The sequence below is a fragment of the Microbacterium sp. CFBP9034 genome (genome assembly GCF_034045255.1).
Taxonomy (GTDB): Bacteria; Actinomycetota; Actinomycetes; order Actinomycetales; family Microbacteriaceae; genus Microbacterium.
Window position 1 is genome coordinate 1,917,700 of the sequence record NZ_JAXCWC010000001.1, and the last position, 19,693, is coordinate 1,937,392.

The following is a 19,693-nucleotide window of genomic DNA, read 5'->3' on the forward strand; positions in this document are numbered from 1 at the left end:
GGAGTCGTACCGGGGTACTACTGGGCGTCGCGCTCCTGGACGGCGAGCGCGCGCTCGACGCCGGCGAGGTTCTCGGCCACGAGGCGCCGCAGGGCGGGCGCCGCGTCGGCGTTGGCCTCCAGCCACGCACGCGTGGCGTCGCGCAGCTCGATGTTCGCGAGGGGAGCGGGGTACAGCCCGAAGATCAGGTACTCGGCGATCTTGTAGCTGCGCGACTCCCACACCGGGAGGAGCATCTCGAAATAGCGCGGCACGAACGCGCCGAGCAGGTCCACGCTCGCAGGGTGCACGAAGCCGAGCGCGGTCGTGCGCACGATCGTGTTGGGCAGGTCGTCGCTGTCGACCAGCGACGACCACGCGGCGGCCTTCGCCTCGGCGGTCGGGAGGGCGGCCTTGGCCTGCGCGGCGAACTCGCCGCCCTTGGCGGTGTTGTCCGCCTCGAGCGCCTCGTCGATCTCGGCGACCGTGACGACGCCGCCCGCGGCGAGCGCGACCAGGAGCTGCCAGGACAGGTCGGTGTCGATCTCGAGACCCTCGAAGGAGACCTCGCCGTCGCGCACCTGGCGCACCTTCTCCCACTGCGCACCGGTCGCCGCAGCGCTCGCGAACGCGGTGACGAACTGCAGCTGGCTGTCGCTGCCCGCCTCGGCGGACTCGGCGAGCTCCCACAGCGCTTTCGCGATCTTCTCGCGGGTCGCCGCACGCTTCTCGGGGGCGACGTACGCGTTCGCGGCGAGCTGGAGCTGGCCGAGGGTCGTGCGGACCGTGGTCGACTCGGTCTCCGAGCCGATGTTGCGGAGCACGAGATCGACGTAGTCCGACGCGGATGCCTCGGCATCGCGCGTCTGGTCCCACGCGGCTCCCCAAACCAGCGAGCGCGCGAGCGGGTCGCTGATCTTGCCGAGGTGGCCGATCGCGGTCTGCAGGGAGCGGTCGTCGAGGCGGATCTTCGCGTAGGCGAGGTCCTCGTCGTTGAGGAGGACGAGATCGGGGCGCCGCTGTCCCTTGAGCTCGGGCACCTCGGTCAGGTCGCCGTCCACGTCGAGCTCGATCTTGTGCACGCGCACGAGCGCGTCGCCCTCGACGTTGTAGAAGCCGACGCCGAGGCGGTGCGGGCGGATGGTCGGGTAGTCGGCGGGCGCGGTCTGGACGATCGCGAAGCGCGTGATCTTCCCGTCGACGTCGGTGGCGATCTCGGGGGAGAGGGTGTTGACGCCGGCCGTCTCGAGCCACTTCTTCGACCAGGTAGACAGCTCACGGCCGCTCGTGGTCTCGAGCTCGGAGAGGAGATCGCTCAGCTCGGTGTTGGACCACTCGTGCTTCTTGAAGTAGGCGGCCACTCCCGCGAAGAACTGCTCGATGCCCACCCAGGCCGCGAGCTGCTTGAGGACAGAGCCGCCCTTGGCGTAGGTGATGCCGTCGAAGTTGACCTGGACGTCTTCGAGGTCGTTGATCTGCGCGACGACCGGGTGGGTCGAGGGAAGCTGGTCCTGGCGGTACGCCCAGGTCTTCTCCATCGCGTTGAACGTGGTCCACGCCTCGGTCCACTCGGTGGCTTCGGCCGTGGCGATGGTCGACGCCCACTCGGCGAACGACTCGTTGAGCCACAGGTCGTTCCACCACTTCATGGTGACGAGGTCGCCGAACCACATGTGGGCGAGCTCGTGCAGGATCGTGACGACGCGACGCTCCTTGACGGCATCCGTCACCTTCGAGCGGAAGACGTACGTCTCGGTGAACGTGACGGCCCCGGCGTTCTCCATGGCGCCGGCGTTGAACTCCGGGACGAAGAGCTGGTCGTACTTGGCGAACGGGTACGCGTAGTCGAACTTGTCCTCGAAGTACGTGAACCCCTGCCGGGTCTTGTCGAAGATGTAGTCGGCGTCGAGGAACTGCCACAGGCTCTTGCGGCCGTAGACGCCGAGCGGGATGACGCGGCCCGACGAGCTGGTGAGCTCGGAGAAGGTCGCCTCGTAGGGGCCGGCGATGAGCGCGGTGATGTAGGAGGAGATGCGCGGCGTGGCCTCGAAGGCCCAGGTCGCCGTGCCGTCGCCGTGCTTCTTCGCCTCGGGCGTCGGGGAGTTCGAGACGACCTTCCACGGCTCCGGCGCCGTGACGGTGAACTGGAACGTGGCCTTGAGGTCGGGCTGCTCGAACACGCCGAACACGCGGCGGGAGTCGGGAACCTCGAACTGCGAGTAGAGGTAGACCTCGCCGTCGACGGGGTCGACGAAGCGGTGAAGCCCCTCACCCGTGTTGGTGTACAGGCAGTCGGCGTCGATGACGAGCTCGTTCTCGGCCTCGAGGCCGGAGAGCGCGATGCGGGAATCCGCGAACGCGGTGGCCGGGTCGACGGGGCGGCCGTTGAGGGTGATCTCGCGCACGTCCCGTGCGATCAGGTCGATGAAGGTCTCGGCGCCCGCGGTGGCCGAGAAGCGCACGACCGTGCGCGATGCGAAGACCTCGGCGCCCTTCGTGAGGTCCAGCGCGACCTCGTACGAGTGGGTGTCGACGATCGCCCGGCGCTGCTGCGCCTCGATGCGGGTGAGGTTCTCTCCAGGCACTGCAATGCTCCCGTGGGTGAGGGTGAGGTACCGCAGATAGGCGCTGCTGGCGCCGGCGGCAACCGTCCCAGCCTATTCCAGAGCGTCCGCAACGGTCGCCCCTGTGGAATACGGCGCGCGGTCCGACCCCCTGCCCGTCGGTGAAAGGATGGAGGGGTGACTTCGGGAGCGCAGAACATGTCCGAGACTTCTCCGGGCCAGGCGACGGTGCCCTTCGCGTCGGCGGCCGCGGCATCCGGTGCCCCTCACGTCGAGGTTCCCGTGGCCTATGACGGCTTGCTGCTCGCCGGTTTCGGCGGACCGGAGGGTCAGGACGACGTCATCCCGTTCCTGCGCAACGTGACGCGCGGCCGCGGGATCCCCGACGAGCGCCTCGAAGCGGTGGCGCACCACTACCGCCACTTCGGCGGGGTCAGCCCCATCAACGCGCAGAACCGCGCGCTGAAGGCCGCCCTCGAGGCCGAGCTGGCCGGCCGGGGCATCGACCTGCCGGTGTACTGGGGCAATCGCAACTGGGCGCCGTACCTCGAGGAGGCGGTTCAGGATGCCTCGGCCGCCGGGCACCGCACGCTTCTCGCCCTCGCGACCAGCGCCTACTCGTCGTTCTCGAGCTGCCGGCAGTACCGCGAGGACTTCGCGCGAGTCCTCTCCGACACCGGTCTCGCCGGCACGGTGACGATCGACAAGGTGCGACAGTTCTTCGACCACCCGGGATTCGTGCAGCCGTTCATCGACGGCGTGCGCGATGCCGTCGCCGGCTACCTTGCCGACGGTCTGGCCCCGGAGTCGGTGCGCGTGCTCTTCTCGACGCACAGCATCCCGACGGCCGACGGCGAGCGCTCCGGTCCGCGCGACGGAGACCCCGCCCACCGCGAGTTCGGCGAGGGCGGGGCGTACGCGGCACAGCACCTGGCCGTCGCGGAGGCGGTGATGGCCGCCGTCGCGGCCGAGATCCCGTCGGCCGCCCGCATCGGCTGGGAGCTCGTCTACCAGTCGCGTTCGGGCCCGCCCAGCCAGCCGTGGCTCGAGCCCGACGTCAACGACGTGATCGCCGACCTTCCCGCGGCCGGCATCGCCGCGGTCGTCATCGTCCCGCTCGGCTTCATGAGCGACCACATGGAAGTGCTGTGGGACCTCGACACCGAGGCGACGGATGCTGCGGCCGAGGCGGGCATCCGCTCCGTGCGCACGCCGACGCCCGGCGTCGACCCGGTGTTCGTCGCGGGGCTCGTCGATCTCGTCGAGGAGCGACTGCGCGGCACGGCCGCGGCGGACCGTCCCCACGCGACGGAGCTCGGCCCGTGGTTCGACGTCTGCCGCCCGGCCTGCTGCGAGAACGTCCGCGCCGGCTTCAAGCCCGCCGCATCCGGAATCGCGCCCTGACCGGGAGCGCGATCATACGCCGTCGCTTCGCCTCCGCTCCCTAGGATTGAGCCCATGCGCATCCACATCGCGACCGATCACGCCGGCCTCGAGTTCTCCACTCAGCTGCAGCATCACCTGGCCGCCGCCGGCCACGACGTGATCGACCACGGCCCGCTGGAATACGAGCCGCTCGATGACTACCCGGCCTTCTGCATCCGGGCCGCACAGGCCGTGGTCCGCGATCAGCAGGCCGGTGTCGAGGCGCTCGGCGTCGTCTTCGGCGGCTCAGGCAACGGTGAGCAGATCGCGGCGAACAAGGTCGTCGGCGTCCGCGCGGCCCTCGCCTGGAGCATCGCCACCGCGGAGCTCGCCCGCGAGCACAACGACGCCAACGTCATCGCCATCGGAGCGCGCCAGCACACCTTCGACGAGGCGGCGACGTTCATCGACCGCTTCATCGCGACCCCTTTCTCCGGCGAGGAGCGCCACGCGCGTCGCATCGCGCAGCTGGCGGCCTACGAGCAGGACGGCACGCTCGAGGCCGACCCGCGCGCGGCGGCCGGCCGGCCCGATGTCCTGGCGGCCGACGACAGCTCCTTCGACCCCGAGGCGGGCTGACCGACCGATGCCCGAGGGCCACTCCGTCCACCGGATCGCACGCCAGTTCGACCGCAACATCGTGGGACGCGTCGTCTCGGCGTCCAGTCCCCAGGGGCGCTTCGCCGAGGGCGCGTCGGTCCTCGACGGCCGCACCGCGACCGCGGTGCGCGCGGTGGCAAAGCAGATGTTCCTGGAGTTCGACGACGAACTGTGGCTGCGTGTGCACCTGGGGATGTACGGGGCGTGGGACTTCGCCGGTGAGATCATGGTCGACGCCACCATCGCCTCGTCGAACGGGCGGATGGGCCAGACCAACCAGCGCGGAACCGAGCTCGAGCCCGACGCGCCGATCCTGGACGACGCCGGGGAGAACTCGCTGACGTCGATCGGCGCCCCGCGCCGCACGCGCGTCCACGTCCGCATGTCGGAGCAGACCACCGGTCTCGCCGACGACGGCGAGGACTGGCCGCCGCCGGTCGTCGGCCAGGTGCGGCTGCGACTGCTCACCTCGGTGACGGCAGCCGACCTCCGCGGTCCCACGGCGTGCGAGCTGCAGACGCCCGATGAAGTGGCCGCGACCATCGCCCGGCTCGGACCCGACCCGCTCGTGGACGATGTCGCCGAGGGTGAGGAGCGCTTCGCGGCGGTCGTGCGACGCAAGCCGACGCCGATCGGCCTGCTGCTGATGGATCAGACCGTGGTGAGCGGGATCGGCAACGTCTACCGCGCCGAACTGCTCTTCCGCGCCCGGCAGAACCCGCACCAGCCGGGCCGCGATGTGCCCGACGAGGTCGTCCGAGAGCTCTGGCGCGACTGGGTGCGGCTGCTGGCGATCGGCGTGGAGACCGGTCAGATGATGACGATGGACGATCTCGGCCCCGACGACTATCGCAAGGCGATGGCGAGCAGGGACGACCGGCACTGGGTCTATCACCGCGCCGGACTGCCGTGCCGGATCTGCGGGACGGCGATCGTGGTCGAAGAGGCGGCGGGCCGCAAGCTCTATTGGTGCCCGTCCTGCCAGGCGTGAGCCTCTCCTAGGCTGATCCCATGCGTCAGAACCCGAGCTTCACGATGACGGATGTCACCGAGCTGCGCCGCCTCATCGCTGCGAATCCGTGGGTCACCCTGGTGAGCGCCGCCGACGACGGACTCGTCGCGTCGCACTATGCCGTGCTCCTCGACGACGAACGCGACGACCTGACGATCGTCGGCCACGTGGGCAAGCCGGACGACTACATCCACGGCCTCGGCGAGCGCGAGCTGCTCGTGGTCGTGCAGGGACCACATGGCTACATCTCGCCCGGCTGGTACGGCGACACGCCCAGTGTGCCGACGTGGAACTTCGTGTCGGCGCACCTGAGCGGCATCCCCGAGGTGCTCTCCCCTGAGGAGAACCTCCGGGTGCTCGACAAGCTCGTCGCGCACTTCGAGAGCGGGATGCCCCAGCCGCGGCTGATGTGGGAGCGCCCGAACGATCCCGACTTCGTCACCCGTCTCGAGCGCGGCACGGTCGGCTTCCGGCTCACCCCGACGAAGGTCGTCGCCAAGCGCAAGCTGAGCCAGAACCGCCCCGACGAGGTGATCGAGACGATCATCGCGGAGCTCGGCGCGGGGGCGAGCCCGTACGCCGATGCGCGGCTCGCGGGCGAGATGCAGCGAGCGCTCGACGCACGCCGGGCCGCCCGATGAGCCCGGCGCGCAGCGAGTCGCCCTCGGTCGTCGCCGACGTGCGCCTGACCGGCGCCGAGCGCACCGATCCGTTCGGCAGCGACCTCGTCGACGTGCACGTCGCCGACGGCTTCATCGTCGACATCGCCCCGGCACGAGCACTTCCGCGCCGAGGGCTCGTGCTCGACGGCGACGGCTCCTGGCTGATCCCGGGGCTCTGGGACCACCACGTGCACGTCGTCCAGTGGGCGCTGGCGGCGCAGCGGCAGTCGCTGGGTGAGGCCGGCTCGGCGGCTCATGCGGCCGCCATCATGCGCGACACGGCACCGCTGCCCGACGGCCGGCGCATCGGCACCGGGTTCCGCGACGCGCTGTGGCCGGATGCCCCGACCTCGGACATCCTCGACGAGGCGACGGGCGAGGTGCCGACGTACCTCATCAACGCCGACGTGCACAGCGTGTGGCTCAACACCGCCGCTCTCCGCCGCGAGGGCTTCGAGCCCGACGGCGTCGGAATCCTACGCGAGGACCCGGCATTCGAGGTCTCGCGCCGGCTGAACGCCGTCGCTCCCGACATCTCCGATCCGCTCGTCGCGCAGATGGCGCAGGATGCCGCCGCCCGCGGCGTCGTCGGGCTCGTCGACCTCGACATGGCGTGGAACGAGGAGGCGTGGGCGCGGCGGGCCGCAGCCGGATTCGACGCGCTGCGCGCGGAGTTCGGCATCTACCCCGAGTTCCTCGACCGCGCGATCGCGGAGGGGCTTCAGACCGGCGACCCCGCCCGCGGCGGCGGGTCGGATCTCGCACGCGTGGGCGCGCTGAAGGTCATCACCGACGGCTCGCTCGGCACCCGTACGGCGGCATGCTCCCACGCCTACCCCGGCGACCCGCACAACCACGGGATGCTGACAGTCGACCTGGCGACGCTCGTCGACCTGATGACCCGGGCGACCGGCGCCGGCCTCGCGTCCGCGATCCACGCGATCGGCGATGTGGCGAACTCCTACGCCCTCGACGCCTTCGCCGCCACCGGCGCGTGGGGCACCATCGAGCATGCTCAGCTCGTGGCGCATGCCGACATCCCACGCTTCGGACGGCTCGGGGTCGGCGCCAGCGTGCAGCCCGAGCACGCGATCGACGACCGGGACATGACGGACTCCCTCTGGGCGGACCAGACCGCGCAGCCCTACCCGCTGCGCTCGCTCGCCGACTCGGGCGCGAATCTGCTGTTCGGCTCCGACGCTCCGGTGTCGCCGCTCGACCCGTGGGCCGCGATGGCGGCGGCGGTCTACCGCACGCGGGGCGGTCGCACGCCGTGGCAGGAGCACCAGAGCGTCGATGCGGCGACGGCCCTGGGGGCGTCCACGCACGGCGGGTCGGCGGACGCCGCGCGCATCGAGCCGGGGGCGCGGGCCGACCTCGCGCTGTGCGCGCACGATCCGCTGGCGGCCTCCGAGGCCGAGCTCCGGGGAATGACGGTAGCGGCGACGATCGTCGCGGGGCGACTCACGCACATCGCGTAGGGCGGCCACCGCCCGCCGCGGGGGACAGCCCCCGTCCGGGTTGGGGTGTCGGTCGGATGCCCCTGACCGGCCTCCATCGCGAGGCTGGAGGCATGGTCTTCACCGTGCCCTCGCCCCCGCCTCCTCCGCCGCCTGTCGCCCGTCGGCGGCGGCATCGCGGACTCGTCGCGGCGCTCATCGCCGTGCCCGTCGTGATCGCCGTCGCAGGAGGCGGGCTCTGGTTCACCATCAACGCGGGACGGGCCACGCCTCCCGCGGCCGGAGCCGTCACGTTCGACGAGGCGCTGCGCATCCCCGAACTGGCGCCCTCTCGTGTGGAGGACGGGGTGCGCGTCTTCGAGCTCGACGCGCGAGAAGGCTCCACGTCGTTCGTTCCGCAGGGTGACACGCCCACGCTGGGGTACAACGGGTCCTATCTCGGTCCGACTCTCGTGGCAGCCCGTGGCGAGCGCGTCCGGGTCGAGGTGACCAACGGCCTCCCCGAGAGCACGACGGTCCACTGGCATGGCATGCACGTTCCGGCCGCCATGGACGGCGGCCCGCACACCCCGATCGCCGCCGGCCAGACCTGGCACCCGGAGTGGACGATCGACCAGCCCGCGGCATCCCTCTGGTACCACCCGCACCTCCACGGCCGCACCCAGGAGCAGGTCGACGCGGGCCTGGCCGGGCTGTTCCTGGTGCAGGACGAGGAGTCCGCGGCCCTCGAACTGCCGGGCGACTACGGCGTCGACGACGTGCCGGTGATCGTGCAGGACCGCTCGTTCAGCTCCGACGGCGCGTTCGCAGGCGGACTCGGGATGCAGTTCGACGGCGTCCTGGGCGACACCATCCTCGTCAACGGCACCGTCGCGCCCTACTTCGAGGTCACCACCGAACTGGTGCGGCTCCGGCTGCTCAACGGCTCCAGTGCGCGGATGTACGACTTCACGTTCGCCGACGGGCGGGAGTTCGCGCTGATCGGCACCGACGGGGGACTGCTCGGGGCACCGGCGGCTGTGACGAGCGTGCCGCTCTCGCCCGGCGAGCGCGCCGAGATCGTCGTGGCGATGGCCCCGGGGGAGCGGGTCGTCCTGCAGTCGCAGGCGCCCGACCCGGCCCTCCACGCCGGGAGCGCGACCTTCGACGTGCTCGAGCTGCGGGGCGCGGCATCCCTCGTCCCATCGCCCGTGATCCCCGCGGCGCTCGCGGATCTGCCTGTCGCAGATGAATCGGATGCCGCGGCCGAGCGCTCGTTCGTCATGTCGGGCCACGACATCAACGACCGGGAGATGGACCTCGGACGCGCCGACTTCGTCGCCACGGTGGACACGAGCGAGGTGTGGACCGTCCGCAACGAGAATCCGCTGCCCCACTCCTTCCACGTCCACGACACGCAGTTCCGCGTGCTGAGCGTCGACGGCGAGGCTCCACCGGCGCGGCTGTCCGGCTGGAAGGACACGATCGCACTCGAGGGAGAGCGCGACTACCGCATCCTCGTGCGCTTCGAGGACTACGCCGACCCGACTACTCCGTACATGTATCACTGCCATCTGCTGTGGCACGAGGACCAGGGCATGATGGGACAGTTCCTGGTCGTCGAGCAGGGCCAAGAGCCCGACCTGCGACGTCCCGAAGGAGACACCGATGACAACCATGACCACTGAGGCCGTCGCGACCGAGGCCCCCGCGGGCTTCTGGTCCTCGTACGGCCGCGCCTGGGCCCGGACGCCCGGGAGCGCGGTCTATCTCATCGCCGTCTTCGTGCTCGCGATGGTCTCGGTCAGCGTGCTGGCCTCGCTGTTCTGGGCGGGCGTCGGGCTGCTCGTCCTCGTCGTGGGACTTCCGATCGTCGTCGGCACGCTGCTCGTCGCCCGGGGGTTCGGGGTGGCCGACCGTGCACTGCTGGGGCTCACCGGACTGCCGGCGATCGCGGAGCCGGAGTGGAACCGCGACAAGCCGGGCACCGGCGGCTTCTGGATGACGCTCACCCGGCCGCTCCGCAATGCGCACTACTGGCTCTATCTCGTCCACGGAATGATCGTCAGCCCGATCATCAGCACGATCTCGTTCGCTCTCACGACGGTGTGGATCAGCGTCGGGCTCGGCGGTCTCACCTACTGGTTCTGGGGTGCCTTCATCCCGCGCGGCGACGGGGGAGAGTGGGGCCAGTACGTGTCCGACGCGCTCCCGTGGCTGTTCGGCGCCACACCGTCGTGGGGCGTGGAAGTCACGCTCTACCTGCTCGCCGGCATCGTGTTCACCTTCACCATGCCGTGGGTCCTCGGCGGACTGGCCCTCGCGCACCACAGCGTGGACAAGGGCATGCTCGGACGCTGGAGCTCCGACGACCTGGCCGCCGAGGTGCGGGCGGAAGCGGCCGCTCGCGGCGCTGCGGTCCATGCCGAGGACGCCTCGCTCCGCCGGCTCGAGCGAGACATCCACGACGGTCCGCAGCAGCGCCTCGTGCGGCTGCAGCTCGACCTCGCGGCCCTCGAGCGCAGGGCCGAGGCGGGCGACGGCGCAGCCGCCGCCGAACTGGCTCGCGAAGCGCGTGGCCACGCCAAGGCCGCGCTGGACGAACTGCGCGCGCTCTCGAGCGGAGTCGCCCCGCCCCTGCTTCAGGATCGCGGGCTCGCTGCCGCGCTGGCGGCCGTGGCGGCCGGGACGCCGCTCACGGTGCACACCGAGATCGATCCGGCGATCGATCAGGCCGTCAGTCCCGAGGTCGCCCGCACCGTGTACTTCGTCGTCGCCGAGCTCTTCACCAACGCCGTGAAGCACTCCGGCGCCTCGGCGGCGACGCTCAAGGCGGCGCTGCGCTGGTCGGAGCCGGGCGCCGCCACGATGCTCGACGTGTGGGTCGTCGACAACGGCCGCGGCGGGGCGGGCTTCTCGCCAGGTCACGGTCTGGACGGACTCCGCGAGCGCGTCGCCGGTCTCCGGGGCATGTTCGTGGTGGAGAGCCCGGCGGGCGGGCCCACGTCGGTCGGGGCGCACATCCCGCTGACCGCGGTCGGGTCATGACGGATCCCTATGCTGAGGGCATGGCAGCCGAGACCGACACCCGGCCCCTGCGCGTGGTGCTCGTCGAGGACTCGGTGCTGCTGCGCGAGGGACTCGTCAGGCTGTTCGACGAGGCCGGCTACGTCACGGCCGGCGCCTGGGGCGATGCCGACGACATCGTCGCCCGGGTGCGCGGGGCGCAGGCGGATGTCGCGATCCTCGACGTGCGCCTCCCGCCCGCCTTCCGGGACGAGGGCATCCGCGCGGCCGTGGCGCTCCGCGCGGCGCTGCCGCAGGTCGGCATCCTCGTGCTGAGCCAGTATGTGGAGGGCGTGTACGCGCGGGAGCTCCTGGCGAGCGGCGACGGGGGAGTGGGCTACCTGCTCAAGGACCGCGTCACGTCCTTGGAGGAGTTCACGGATGCCGTGCGCCGCGTCCGCGAGCGGGGCACCGTTCTCGACCCGCTGGTCGTGCAGGAGCTGCTCGCGTCCCGCCCCGACCCGCTCTCGAGCCTCACTCCCCGCGAACGGGACGTCCTCACGCTGATGGCCGAGGGCCGGAGCAACGCGAACATCGCCCAGCGCCTCTTCATCGGCGTCGGCGCGGTCGAGAAGAACATCAGCGCGATCTTCGCCAAGCTGCGGCTCGAGGAGTCCGGCACCGAGCACCGCCGGGTGCTCGCCGTGCTCACCTTTCTTCAGCGCCCCTGACACGACGATGCCCCCGGCGGAGCCGGGGGCATCGTCGAACTCAGCGCTTCGTCGTCACTCGGCGAGGTGCGCGAAGAGGAACCAGCGGTCCTTTTCGAGCGTCTCCTTGATGTTGATCGCGACGTCCTGGCTCGTGAGGTCGAACTCGTCGAGGCCGTCGATCGCGGCCTGCGTGTCGGAGATCACGGTGTCCATGTCGGCGATCACCGCACGGATGAGCGCTTCCCACTGCGTGAAGCCGGCCGGCACGAGCGTCGAGGTCTTCTCGGCAACCGTGCTCACCCGGGCGTCGACAGGCAGTCCGAGGGCGACGATCCGCTCAGCGGCCTGGTCGGCTCCCGCCTGAGCGTTGGCGACGAGCGAGTCGAGCAGCTCGTGGATCGCGATGAAGTTGGCGCCGCGCACGTTCCAGTGCGCCTGCTTGCCGTTCACGGCCAGGGCCTGCAGACCCAGGACAACGGGGGTGAGGAACTGTGCGCTGGCAGCGGCCACGGTGGGGTCGGCAGCGGTTGCGGGGGTGGTGTTCGTCTTCGTCATGTCTCTCGCCTCCATCTTCGGGAGGATGGCCCGGCTCGGGCCTCGTCCTCCAGTGATTGCAACGCTACTCAGCAACGCGCATTCCGCAAGCAAGACAAGGCTCCGCTAACCGGCTTGCGCCGGGCGGCCCCGTCAGTGCCGGATTGTCAGGCGGCAGCGGCTAACGTCGATGGGTGCCCTCCGCCGATCACGACCTCGGACCGCAGCATCTGCGCCAGCCCGCCACCACCGTGACGGGCGAACCGCGCGATCGATCACCCGAGCACGCGGAGCCGTCCCGGTTCATTCCGCACGTGCAGGGTCTGCGCGCCATCGCCGTCCTCGCCGTCGTGCTGTACCACTTCTGGCCGGCGCGGTTCTCCGGCGGCTTCATCGGCGTCGACATCTTCTTCGTGATCTCGGGCTTCCTGATCACCGCGCACCTCATGCGCGAGCTCACCGCCACCGGCGGGGTGAGACTCGGCCAGTTCTGGGCCCGCCGTGCGCGACGCCTGCTGCCGGCATCCCTCCTCGTCCTGCTCTTCTGCGCGCTGGTCGCGATGTCGCCGTATCTCACGCCGACCTCGGCGCTGCCGAACGAGGTGCGCGAGATCCTGGCGTCGACGTTCTACGTCGAGAACTGGTACCTCGCGCTGAACTCCGCCGACTATCTCAACCACGCCGGCGACCCGACGACGGTCCAGCATTATTGGTCGCTGTCGCTCGAGGAGCAGTTCTACGTGATGTGGCCGCTGCTCATGCTGCTCGCGGCATGGATCGGCGTGAAGTGGTTCCGCGGGGCGACGCGCCGGGCGGTCATCACGACCCTGGCAGTCGTCTCCGTCCTCTCATTCGTGTTCTGCGTCGTCTTCACCATCACCAACCCCGCGCCGGCCTACTTCGTGACCTTCGGACGCATGTGGCAGTTCGGGGTCGGGGCGATGGTCGCCCTCGTGCCGATGCTGCGCGTGCGTCACGCGATCGGGAGCTTCGTGCTCGGCTGGGGCGGGATCGCCGTGCTGCTGTACGTCATCTTCCAGTTCGACGGCCAGACGCCCTTCCCGGGGTACATGGCGCTGCTGCCCACGCTCGGCGCCGCCGCGGTCATCGCCGCCTCCAACACCGAGCGGTGGTGGTACCCGACGCGGATCCTGGCGATCCGGCCCGCGCAGTTCGTCGGCGACATCTCGTACTCGCTGTACCTGTGGCACTGGCCGCTGATCATCATCGCGCCGTCCGTGCCGTTCTGGGGCCTCACGATCTACCACCGGGTGGCGCTGCTCCTGCTGTGCTTCGTGCTCGCCTGGCTGACCAAGCGCTTCGTCGAGGACCCGGCCCGCGGGTGGAAGGTGCTCACGTCGCGACCCGCGCGAGTGACGCTGTGGTCCTCGCTCGGCGCGATGCTGGTGGTGGCCGCGGTCGCCTCCGCGGCGTGGATCGTCAACGCACCGACCTACAACGACGGAGTGCGGGCGATCCAGGAACTTCAGGAGAGCCCTCCGCCGTGCTTCGGCGCCGCATCCGTCCTGGATCCGGCGTGCGAGGGCACGGACTTCGGCGAGACGATCCTTCCCGCGCCCGGGTTCGCGGGGATCGACCGGCCTGAAGACGAGCAGTGCTTCGTGCAGCTCACCGACGCGCGCCCGGTTTCCTGCACGTTCGGCTCCGACGACCCCGACGCGCCGCGCATCGCGCTCATCGGCGACAGCCACGCGTACCAGCTCCTTTCGACATTCCAGCGGATCGCGGACGAGGAAGGGTGGCAGCTCGTCACCTGGTTCAAGGGCGCGTGCCCCTGGAACACCACGCCGCTCGCGACGCCGGGCGCCTTCGGCGACGCGTGCACGCAGTGGCGGGACCGGGTGGAGGCCGCTCTGGCGGATGCCGACCTCGACGCGGTCTTCACCGCGGCGATCGCGAATACGCCCTACTCCTCGGCCGGCTACGACTCGGCGCACGATGCCGCGGTCGCCGGATACGTCGACGCGTGGGACGAGGTCCTCGACCGCGGCATCCCCGTCATCACGGTCGTCGACAACCCGGTGTGGGAGACCGACCCCAACAAGTGCCTGCGCACGCGCGACGCCGCCGAGTGCGACGGCCCGCGGTCGGACGTGCTGGTGGCCGACGACCCGCTGCGGGACGCGGCATCCGCTCGCGACAGCGTGACCCTCCTCGACTTCACCGACGTCTTCTGCGGCGCCGAGACGTGCGCGCCCGTGGTGGGCGGCGCGAACGTGTACCGAGACCAGGACCACCTCACGGTGACCTTCGCCGACACGCTGGCTCCCTGGTACACCGCCGCGATCGAGGAGCGATTGGGCTCGCGCGTGGAGTAACCGCCTCGCATAAGGTCATGGCATGACGATCTCCGACGACGCCGCCGTCCTCGCCGTCTCGGGCCGCGCGCCCGACATCGATCCGACCGCGTTCGTCGCGTCGGGAGCCCGGGTGATCGGCGCGGTCACGCTGAGCGAGGGCTCGAGCGTCTGGTACAACGCCGTGCTCCGGGGCGACAGCGACACCATCACCGTGGGCGCCGGCAGCAACCTGCAGGACAACGTGTCGGTCCACGTGGATGCCGCGCACCCCGTCGTCATCGGATGCGACGTCTCGGTCGGCCACAACGCCGTGGTGCACGGCTGCACGATCGGCGACGGATCGCTGATCGGGATGGGCAGCGTCGTGCTGTCGGGCGCCGTGATCGGAGACGGATGCCTGGTCGCGGCCGGGGCCGTCGTGCTCGAGGGAACGATCGTGCCGCCGGGCTCGCTCGTCGCCGGTGTGCCGGCGAAGGTGCGCCGCGAGCTCACCGACGAGGAGCGCGAGGGCATCCTCCGCAACGCTCAGACGTACCGCGCCCACCTCGGCTCGCACGAGGCGGCGACGCCGGTGGACCGCTAGCCGGAGGAGTTCGTATGCGCATCGAATCGCTGGCACCGAACGAAGTGTTCGTCTTCGGCTCGAACGGGTCGGGCGCCCACGGCGGGGGAGCGGCGAAGTTCGCGCTCGACCGCTTCGGCGCGGTGTGGGGACAATCCGAGGGGCTGCAGGGGCAGTCGTACGGGATCGACACGATGTCGGGACTCGCCGTCTTCGAGGAGCAGGCGCGTCGCTTCCTCGCGTTTGCCGGAGAGCATCCCGAACTGCGATTCCTGGTGACCGAGGTCGGATGCGGCATCGCCGGCTACACGCCGTCACAGGTCGCGGGTTTCTTCGCCGGCGCCCCCGCGAACGCGGTCCTGCCCGACTCGTTCGTGCGAGTGATCGACGCGGGGCGAGGCTGACTCAGCCCGCGGTGTCGCCGGACTTCTTCGGCGGGTGGTGCTTGCCGCGGTGGACCTCGTAGAGGCGCAGGTGGCCCGGCCACTGCGGGTCGTTCTCGATGGGCTTGTCCTCCATGAAAAGCCGGATGGCGTGGGCGAGCTGCTCGGGGTGGCTGAAGTTGATCGCGTGGGCGGCACCCTCGAGCAGCACGACGAGGACGTGACTGTCGGTCTGGCTGGCGATCTCGTCGACGCGGTGGGCGTGGGGGAGAAGCGGGTCCCGTTCGCCCAGGACCACGAGCGTCGGGATGCGCATCTCGAGCAGTCGCTGCAGAGACGGATAGGTCGTCAGCGCCCGGAAGAGCCGCATCGTGCTGGGAACGCCGAACCGCACGTAGTCGGGTACGGCGACACGGGCCATGCGCGTGGGCTCCCGTGGGGCGTCCTTCGACAGCTGACCGACCGCGCGGCGCAGCGGCTGGTTGTAGAGGCCGCCGGCGGGCGAGACCAGCAGGGCCCGGTCGATCCGCTCGGGGTAGTGGTGGGCGAACTCGATGATCACCGGGCATCCCATCGAGTTGCCGACGAGCGTCGCCTTCTCCACCCCCCGATCGTCGAGGAAGTCGGCCGTGGCATGCGCGAGATCGGGGATGTCGAGCATGTCGCGGCGCCTGCCGCTTCTGCCGAACCCCGGCAGGTCCGGCACATAGGTGTGGAACTCATCGGCCAGCCGCTCGGCGGTGGGCAGGAGATAGCGCCCCGACAGCCCGAACCCGTGCACGTGGACCATCACGCGCGGATCGGTCGCGGGCCGCGGGGACTCGCGGTAGAACACGTCGACGTCGTCGATCCGCGTCCACTTCTCGGCGAGCGCCGACGCCGGGCGGCGGGGCAGCTTTCGGGGCGGGCCGCCGGTGCTGGGCGAGGTCGGACTGCTCATGGTGGTCGCTTCTGCGGCGTCGCCCGCCGTGGACGACTCCCGCGGCGACAGTCTGCCGTGTGCGGCGATAACCCGGAAGAGCCACGCCCCGTCATACGGCAGACGGTGGCATCAGGCGGCTCTCGCACACGGACGATCTCGCCCGGCGCAAGCACAGCCTCGCGTGTTTGCGTCTACGACGCTGCCGCACTTGTCAACCTTGCGTACACTCGGCATCCATGCCAGAAGGTCATTGCTGGCATCGGCTGATGGGCCCTAGCGGCTCAGGACCGTGGACCTAATTCCGCTCAGGAGCAGCGAGGCGATCAGCGCAATCGCTCCGGCCACCGCCAGGCCAGCACCGATGACTGTGGCAGTGATCTTCTGCGCCAGGTCTTCGATGTCGAACTCGGAGAGGAAGCCGCTGCCAATGGTCTGCGCGACCACGATGGTGATGACACCCGCAATGAGGAGCAGCGCACCGCTGATGTTGAGGGCGGTCAGCTCCTCGGCCGCGGGCTTCTTCACTGGGAGGGGACGAGATGCGGCTGGGATGGCGTCGGACATGGCAGCGAGTATAGGGGCGGCGCCAGACCGTTCGGCGTCAGCATCACTCGAGGTTGGCTCGAGGAGGTCGCCACGCAACGCGAGCATGACAACTGAGAGCGGCGCCTGTTCCGTTGCCGCAAGGCGAAGGACGGCGGTGACAGCGACGCTGTGGGCGCCGCGCCGCCCAGCTGCAGCACCTTCGACCGGGGCGCACGCTCACGCGAACGCACTTACAGAGAAATGCCGCGAGCGTTACTGTGATCCCACGGTCAGAGCGCCCAACTTGGATAGGGGAGTGAAATGGCAAAGGCGGACAAGCTGCTGGAGCAAGCTAGAGATCATCTTGAGCCAGGCGAGCTTGTGAAGGCTGCCGTTATGGGTGCGTACGAAGCGAAAGTCTTTGGGAACGACTCCGTGCGGAACGGAGTGCTCATCGCCACTGACCGGCGGGTGGTGTTCTACGCGAAGAAGCTCGGAGGATTCGATCTCGAGTCGTTCCCGTTCGGTAACATTTCGAGCTTCGAGCATGGAAAATCCATGATGGGGCATCATGTCGCATTCCACGCCTCAGGAAATCGTGTTTCAGTCAAGTGGCTCACCCCTCCGGAGGCTTTCGCGGAATTCCTGGCGGTCGTGAAGGAGGCCATGAATGCCAAGCACATCGTGGCTCCGCAGGCAACGCCGGCGCCGCAACCCGAGGCGCGCGCGTACGTGGGGCAAGACGTAATGGTGCAACTCAGGCAGCTCGGGGAGTTGCGTGACGCAGGGATAGTTTCATCCGAAGAGTTCGAGGCGAAGAAGACCGAGTTGCTCGGACGCATCTAGCGATCCCTGGCACGTCACCCTGTCGCCGCAACCTCCCACGAGGGTGTGTTGCTTGACTTGTCGGCGAGCTCTTGTGTAGGCGAGTTTTGGGCGCACAACTTGCTGCGGAAACTCGGCGACGCCGGTCTGAGGTAACGCGCTAGAAAGCAGGGCTGGACCTGTGAAGGTCAGCGCGGCTCGGGGAGTCTGAGCACCGCTGAGTCGCGATTGAGGACTACCGCCCCTTGAATCGAATCCGGCTACTCGGCCGGTGGATCGGCTCTGGATCGACGGATCGCATCCGTGCGCGCCACTCGCCGCCGCGGAGGTCAGGAAGACCGACGACGAGCACCACCCCTTCACCTTCCTCGTGACGGCGACGGAGCCTGACCAACGGCGTCCACTCGATCCCGTCGAGGATTGGTGCCCAGCGCTCGGCAACGGCGGCGTCGATATAGCCGAACGGGCCGGCGTCGTTCCATACCTGACCTACGGTCTAAGCCGCTAGCCGTTACAAGCCCTGTTTTCACGTGGGTTTCGGCACGTCCGATGACCGCGAACCGTGCCCGATTCGGTTCGCGGCATGGAGGGGCACACAACGGGCACAGAAAGTCCGACTTTCAGCCCCCGGGGTGGGCCCGCCGATCGACGTCGCGGCACCACGCTATTCGACCCCTCGTGCCCATCCACAACGACCAAGTTATGTCCCACCGAACTCGGAGCCGAAGGCGAAGAGGCGGTAGTACCGGATCGGCAGCCGAGTTCGGTATCACGTAACCCGGCGAGCCTGCCAGCATGGGGCCATGGCATCGACAACCTGCGGTCATTGTGGAGAGAAATCGCACATGACAGTCGTGTGGGCTGAATACACGATCGAACCCGACACGCAACAGAAGGTTCTGCAGGGGACAGCCACCTGCGATGCCTGCTATCAAGCCTCGATCGCGTTTGAGTACTACGTTTGGGGCGGCAACGACGATCCGAAGAAGCAGTTCGAGTTCAGCGAAGACCTCTTCTGGTATCCGAAGCACGTGCGATTCGTCGCGGGCGACGGGATACCGAGTCACATCGCGAAGGCGGCGAGCGAGGCGTACCGCTGTGCGGCGCATCGTGCGCCAATGGCCGCGGTGTTGATGGCGCGCACCGTCGTCGAGGCAACCGCCAAGAGTAAGGGCGTGACACAAGGTCGGCTCGTCAAGAAGATCGACACCATGGCCGAGCGCGGCCTGATCCGTGCCGACACCAAGGAAGCCGCGCACGAGATTCGCGACTTTGGCAACGACATGGCACACGGTGACATCGCTGACGAACCGACCACGCAAGATGTCGCCGACGTGCTCGCATTCATGGATGAGGTACTGCAAGAGGTCTTCATCGGTCCGGTGCGCATCGCTCAACTGAAGGAGCGCCGTCTACAGGCAAAGCAAGAGCGGGAAGAAGCCAAAGCGGCCGAAGCGGCTGAACAGGCCGCGGCCGCGGCCACGCCGTTCTAAACGGCTAGGCCGGTCAGGATCCCTGGCGATGCGTGACCGCTGAGCGAGCACGAGCGATGACCACCGGCAGGAACCGCACGCCGCAGTAGAGCGTGCCGCTTTCGTCGCAGGGTGAACTTGCGGGCATCGAAGTCGCTGCCGCATCCGTCGCACTCGTATCGACGGGCCAGCACCGCACCGGACCTGGCAGATGGGTGCGGCTTAGCGGTGCGACCGACACGGAGCATCAGACCCTACGGGCTCGTATCGGGCAAGCGAGGCAATCAGCGCTTGAGCCTTGGCCAGCCGAGAACGAGAGAAACCCCGAGTTATCGAAGGTTTCTTGTTCAGAGGGGCTGACGGGAATCGAACCCGCATCATTAGTTTGGAAGACTAAGGCTTTACCACTAAGCTACAGCCCCGGAATCCGGCGGGTGTCCGCCAGGATGTGCCTATTCGGTTGTGGTCCATCACCGCGGCGTGCCGCGACAGCCACAAGTCTACTGGACCATTCCGGGCCTTCCCGTCACACCCCTCTCATGTCGGGATCAGCGCGGAGCACCCGCGCAGGCGATGGCTCGGTGTGTCGGCTAGACTTCCAGGGGCCGATCGGCGCACGCATGCGTGCGAACCCGCCCGGGGCGTAGCTCAGCTTGGTAGAGCGCCCGCTTTGGGAGCGGGAGGCCGCAGGTTCAAATCCTGTCGCCCCGACATCACGGCCTCACAGAATTCCAACCCCAGACCTTCAG

The 19,693-nt window shown here is 69.3% G+C and carries 17 protein-coding genes and 2 tRNA genes; 14 read left to right on the forward strand and 5 right to left on the reverse strand.

What is annotated here, in order from left to right:
* Positions 1-17 precede the first annotated feature (17 nt).
* Complete coding sequence (gene pepN, locus SOM19_RS08780; RefSeq protein WP_320486141.1) at positions 18-2,564, reverse strand: aminopeptidase N; 2,547 nt, start codon at positions 2,562-2,564, stop codon at positions 18-20.
* 177 nt (positions 2,565-2,741) lie between these two features.
* On the opposite strand from pepN, the gene SOM19_RS08785 reads away from it, so the two are divergent.
* From SOM19_RS08785 to SOM19_RS08820, 8 genes are all read left to right on the forward strand, one after another.
* Positions 2,742-3,947: a ferrochelatase gene (locus SOM19_RS08785; protein WP_320486701.1), complete on the forward strand. Its 1,206-nt coding sequence runs from the start codon at positions 2,742-2,744 to the stop codon at positions 3,945-3,947.
* A gap of 54 nt (positions 3,948-4,001) precedes the next feature.
* On the forward strand, positions 4,002-4,547 hold the full coding sequence (locus SOM19_RS08790; RefSeq protein ID WP_320486142.1) for a ribose-5-phosphate isomerase: 546 nt from the start codon (positions 4,002-4,004) through the stop codon (positions 4,545-4,547).
* 7 nt (positions 4,548-4,554) lie between these two features.
* A complete protein-coding gene (locus SOM19_RS08795) occupies positions 4,555-5,559 on the forward strand; it encodes an Fpg/Nei family DNA glycosylase (protein ID WP_320486143.1) in 1,005 nt (334 codons plus the stop codon).
* Positions 5,560-5,579: 20 nt separating this feature from the next.
* Entirely contained in the window at positions 5,580-6,221 is a 642-nt protein-coding gene (locus tag SOM19_RS08800) for an FMN-binding negative transcriptional regulator (protein WP_320486144.1), read from the forward strand.
* On the forward strand, positions 6,218-7,723 hold the full coding sequence (locus SOM19_RS08805) for an amidohydrolase (protein WP_320486145.1): 1,506 nt from the start codon (positions 6,218-6,220) through the stop codon (positions 7,721-7,723). Before SOM19_RS08800 ends, SOM19_RS08805 begins: the two co-directional genes overlap by 4 nt.
* Before the next feature lie 92 nt (positions 7,724-7,815).
* On the forward strand, positions 7,816-9,369 hold the full coding sequence (locus SOM19_RS08810) for a multicopper oxidase family protein (protein WP_320486146.1): 1,554 nt from the start codon (positions 7,816-7,818) through the stop codon (positions 9,367-9,369).
* Positions 9,350-10,729, forward strand: coding sequence for a sensor histidine kinase (locus SOM19_RS08815; protein WP_320486147.1), 1,380 nt, complete (start codon positions 9,350-9,352; stop codon positions 10,727-10,729). Before SOM19_RS08810 ends, SOM19_RS08815 begins: the two co-directional genes overlap by 20 nt.
* A gap of 20 nt (positions 10,730-10,749) precedes the next feature.
* Positions 10,750-11,418: a response regulator transcription factor gene (locus tag SOM19_RS08820; protein ID WP_320486148.1), complete on the forward strand. Its 669-nt coding sequence runs from the start codon at positions 10,750-10,752 to the stop codon at positions 11,416-11,418.
* A gap of 54 nt (positions 11,419-11,472) precedes the next feature.
* Here the strand turns inward: SOM19_RS08820 and SOM19_RS08825 are convergent, their stop codons facing one another.
* Positions 11,473-11,955 carry a Dps family protein gene (locus SOM19_RS08825; protein WP_320486149.1) on the reverse strand — a complete coding sequence of 161 codons (483 nt, stop codon included), beginning with the start codon at positions 11,953-11,955 and terminating at the stop codon, positions 11,473-11,475.
* A 173-nt stretch (positions 11,956-12,128) separates the two neighbouring features.
* Between SOM19_RS08825 and SOM19_RS08830 the strand changes: the two genes are divergently transcribed.
* Genes SOM19_RS08830 through SOM19_RS08840 form a run of 3 tightly spaced genes read left to right on the forward strand, consistent with a single transcriptional unit; the run spans position 12,129 to position 15,221 of the window.
* On the forward strand, positions 12,129-14,273 hold the full coding sequence (locus SOM19_RS08830; protein WP_320486150.1) for an acyltransferase family protein: 2,145 nt from the start codon (positions 12,129-12,131) through the stop codon (positions 14,271-14,273).
* A 22-nt stretch (positions 14,274-14,295) separates the two neighbouring features.
* Positions 14,296-14,838 (forward strand): gamma carbonic anhydrase family protein, encoded by a 543-nt coding sequence (locus tag SOM19_RS08835; protein ID WP_320486151.1) that lies wholly within the window; start codon positions 14,296-14,298, stop codon positions 14,836-14,838.
* A 14-nt stretch (positions 14,839-14,852) separates the two neighbouring features.
* On the forward strand, positions 14,853-15,221 hold the full coding sequence (locus SOM19_RS08840; RefSeq protein WP_320486152.1) for an A1S_2505 family phage non-structural protein: 369 nt from the start codon (positions 14,853-14,855) through the stop codon (positions 15,219-15,221).
* A 1-nt stretch (position 15,222) separates the two neighbouring features.
* Here SOM19_RS08840 and SOM19_RS08845 read toward each other — a convergent pair whose 3' ends face one another.
* Together SOM19_RS08845 and SOM19_RS08850 are read right to left on the reverse strand one after the other, a co-directional pair.
* Positions 15,223-16,140, reverse strand: a complete 918-nt coding sequence (locus SOM19_RS08845; RefSeq protein ID WP_320486153.1) for an alpha/beta fold hydrolase — start codon at positions 16,138-16,140, stop codon at positions 15,223-15,225.
* A gap of 255 nt (positions 16,141-16,395) precedes the next feature.
* Positions 16,396-16,686, reverse strand: a complete 291-nt coding sequence (locus SOM19_RS08850) for a hypothetical protein (protein WP_320486154.1) — start codon at positions 16,684-16,686, stop codon at positions 16,396-16,398.
* A gap of 282 nt (positions 16,687-16,968) precedes the next feature.
* On the opposite strand from SOM19_RS08850, the gene SOM19_RS08855 reads away from it, so the two are divergent.
* Both SOM19_RS08855 and SOM19_RS08860 read left to right on the forward strand, forming a co-directional pair.
* Entirely contained in the window at positions 16,969-17,493 is a 525-nt protein-coding gene (locus SOM19_RS08855; RefSeq protein ID WP_320486155.1) for a PH domain-containing protein, read from the forward strand.
* Positions 17,494-18,317: 824 nt separating this feature from the next.
* Complete coding sequence (locus SOM19_RS08860; RefSeq protein WP_320486156.1) at positions 18,318-18,965, forward strand: DUF4145 domain-containing protein; 648 nt, start codon at positions 18,318-18,320, stop codon at positions 18,963-18,965.
* A gap of 330 nt (positions 18,966-19,295) precedes the next feature.
* Here the strand turns inward: SOM19_RS08860 and SOM19_RS08865 are convergent.
* A tRNA-Gly gene (locus SOM19_RS08865) sits at positions 19,296-19,366 on the reverse strand.
* A gap of 215 nt (positions 19,367-19,581) precedes the next feature.
* On the opposite strand from SOM19_RS08865, the gene SOM19_RS08870 reads away from it, so the two are divergent.
* Positions 19,582-19,655: transfer RNA gene (locus SOM19_RS08870), tRNA-Pro, on the forward strand.
* The last annotated feature ends 38 nt before the right edge of the window (positions 19,656-19,693 follow it).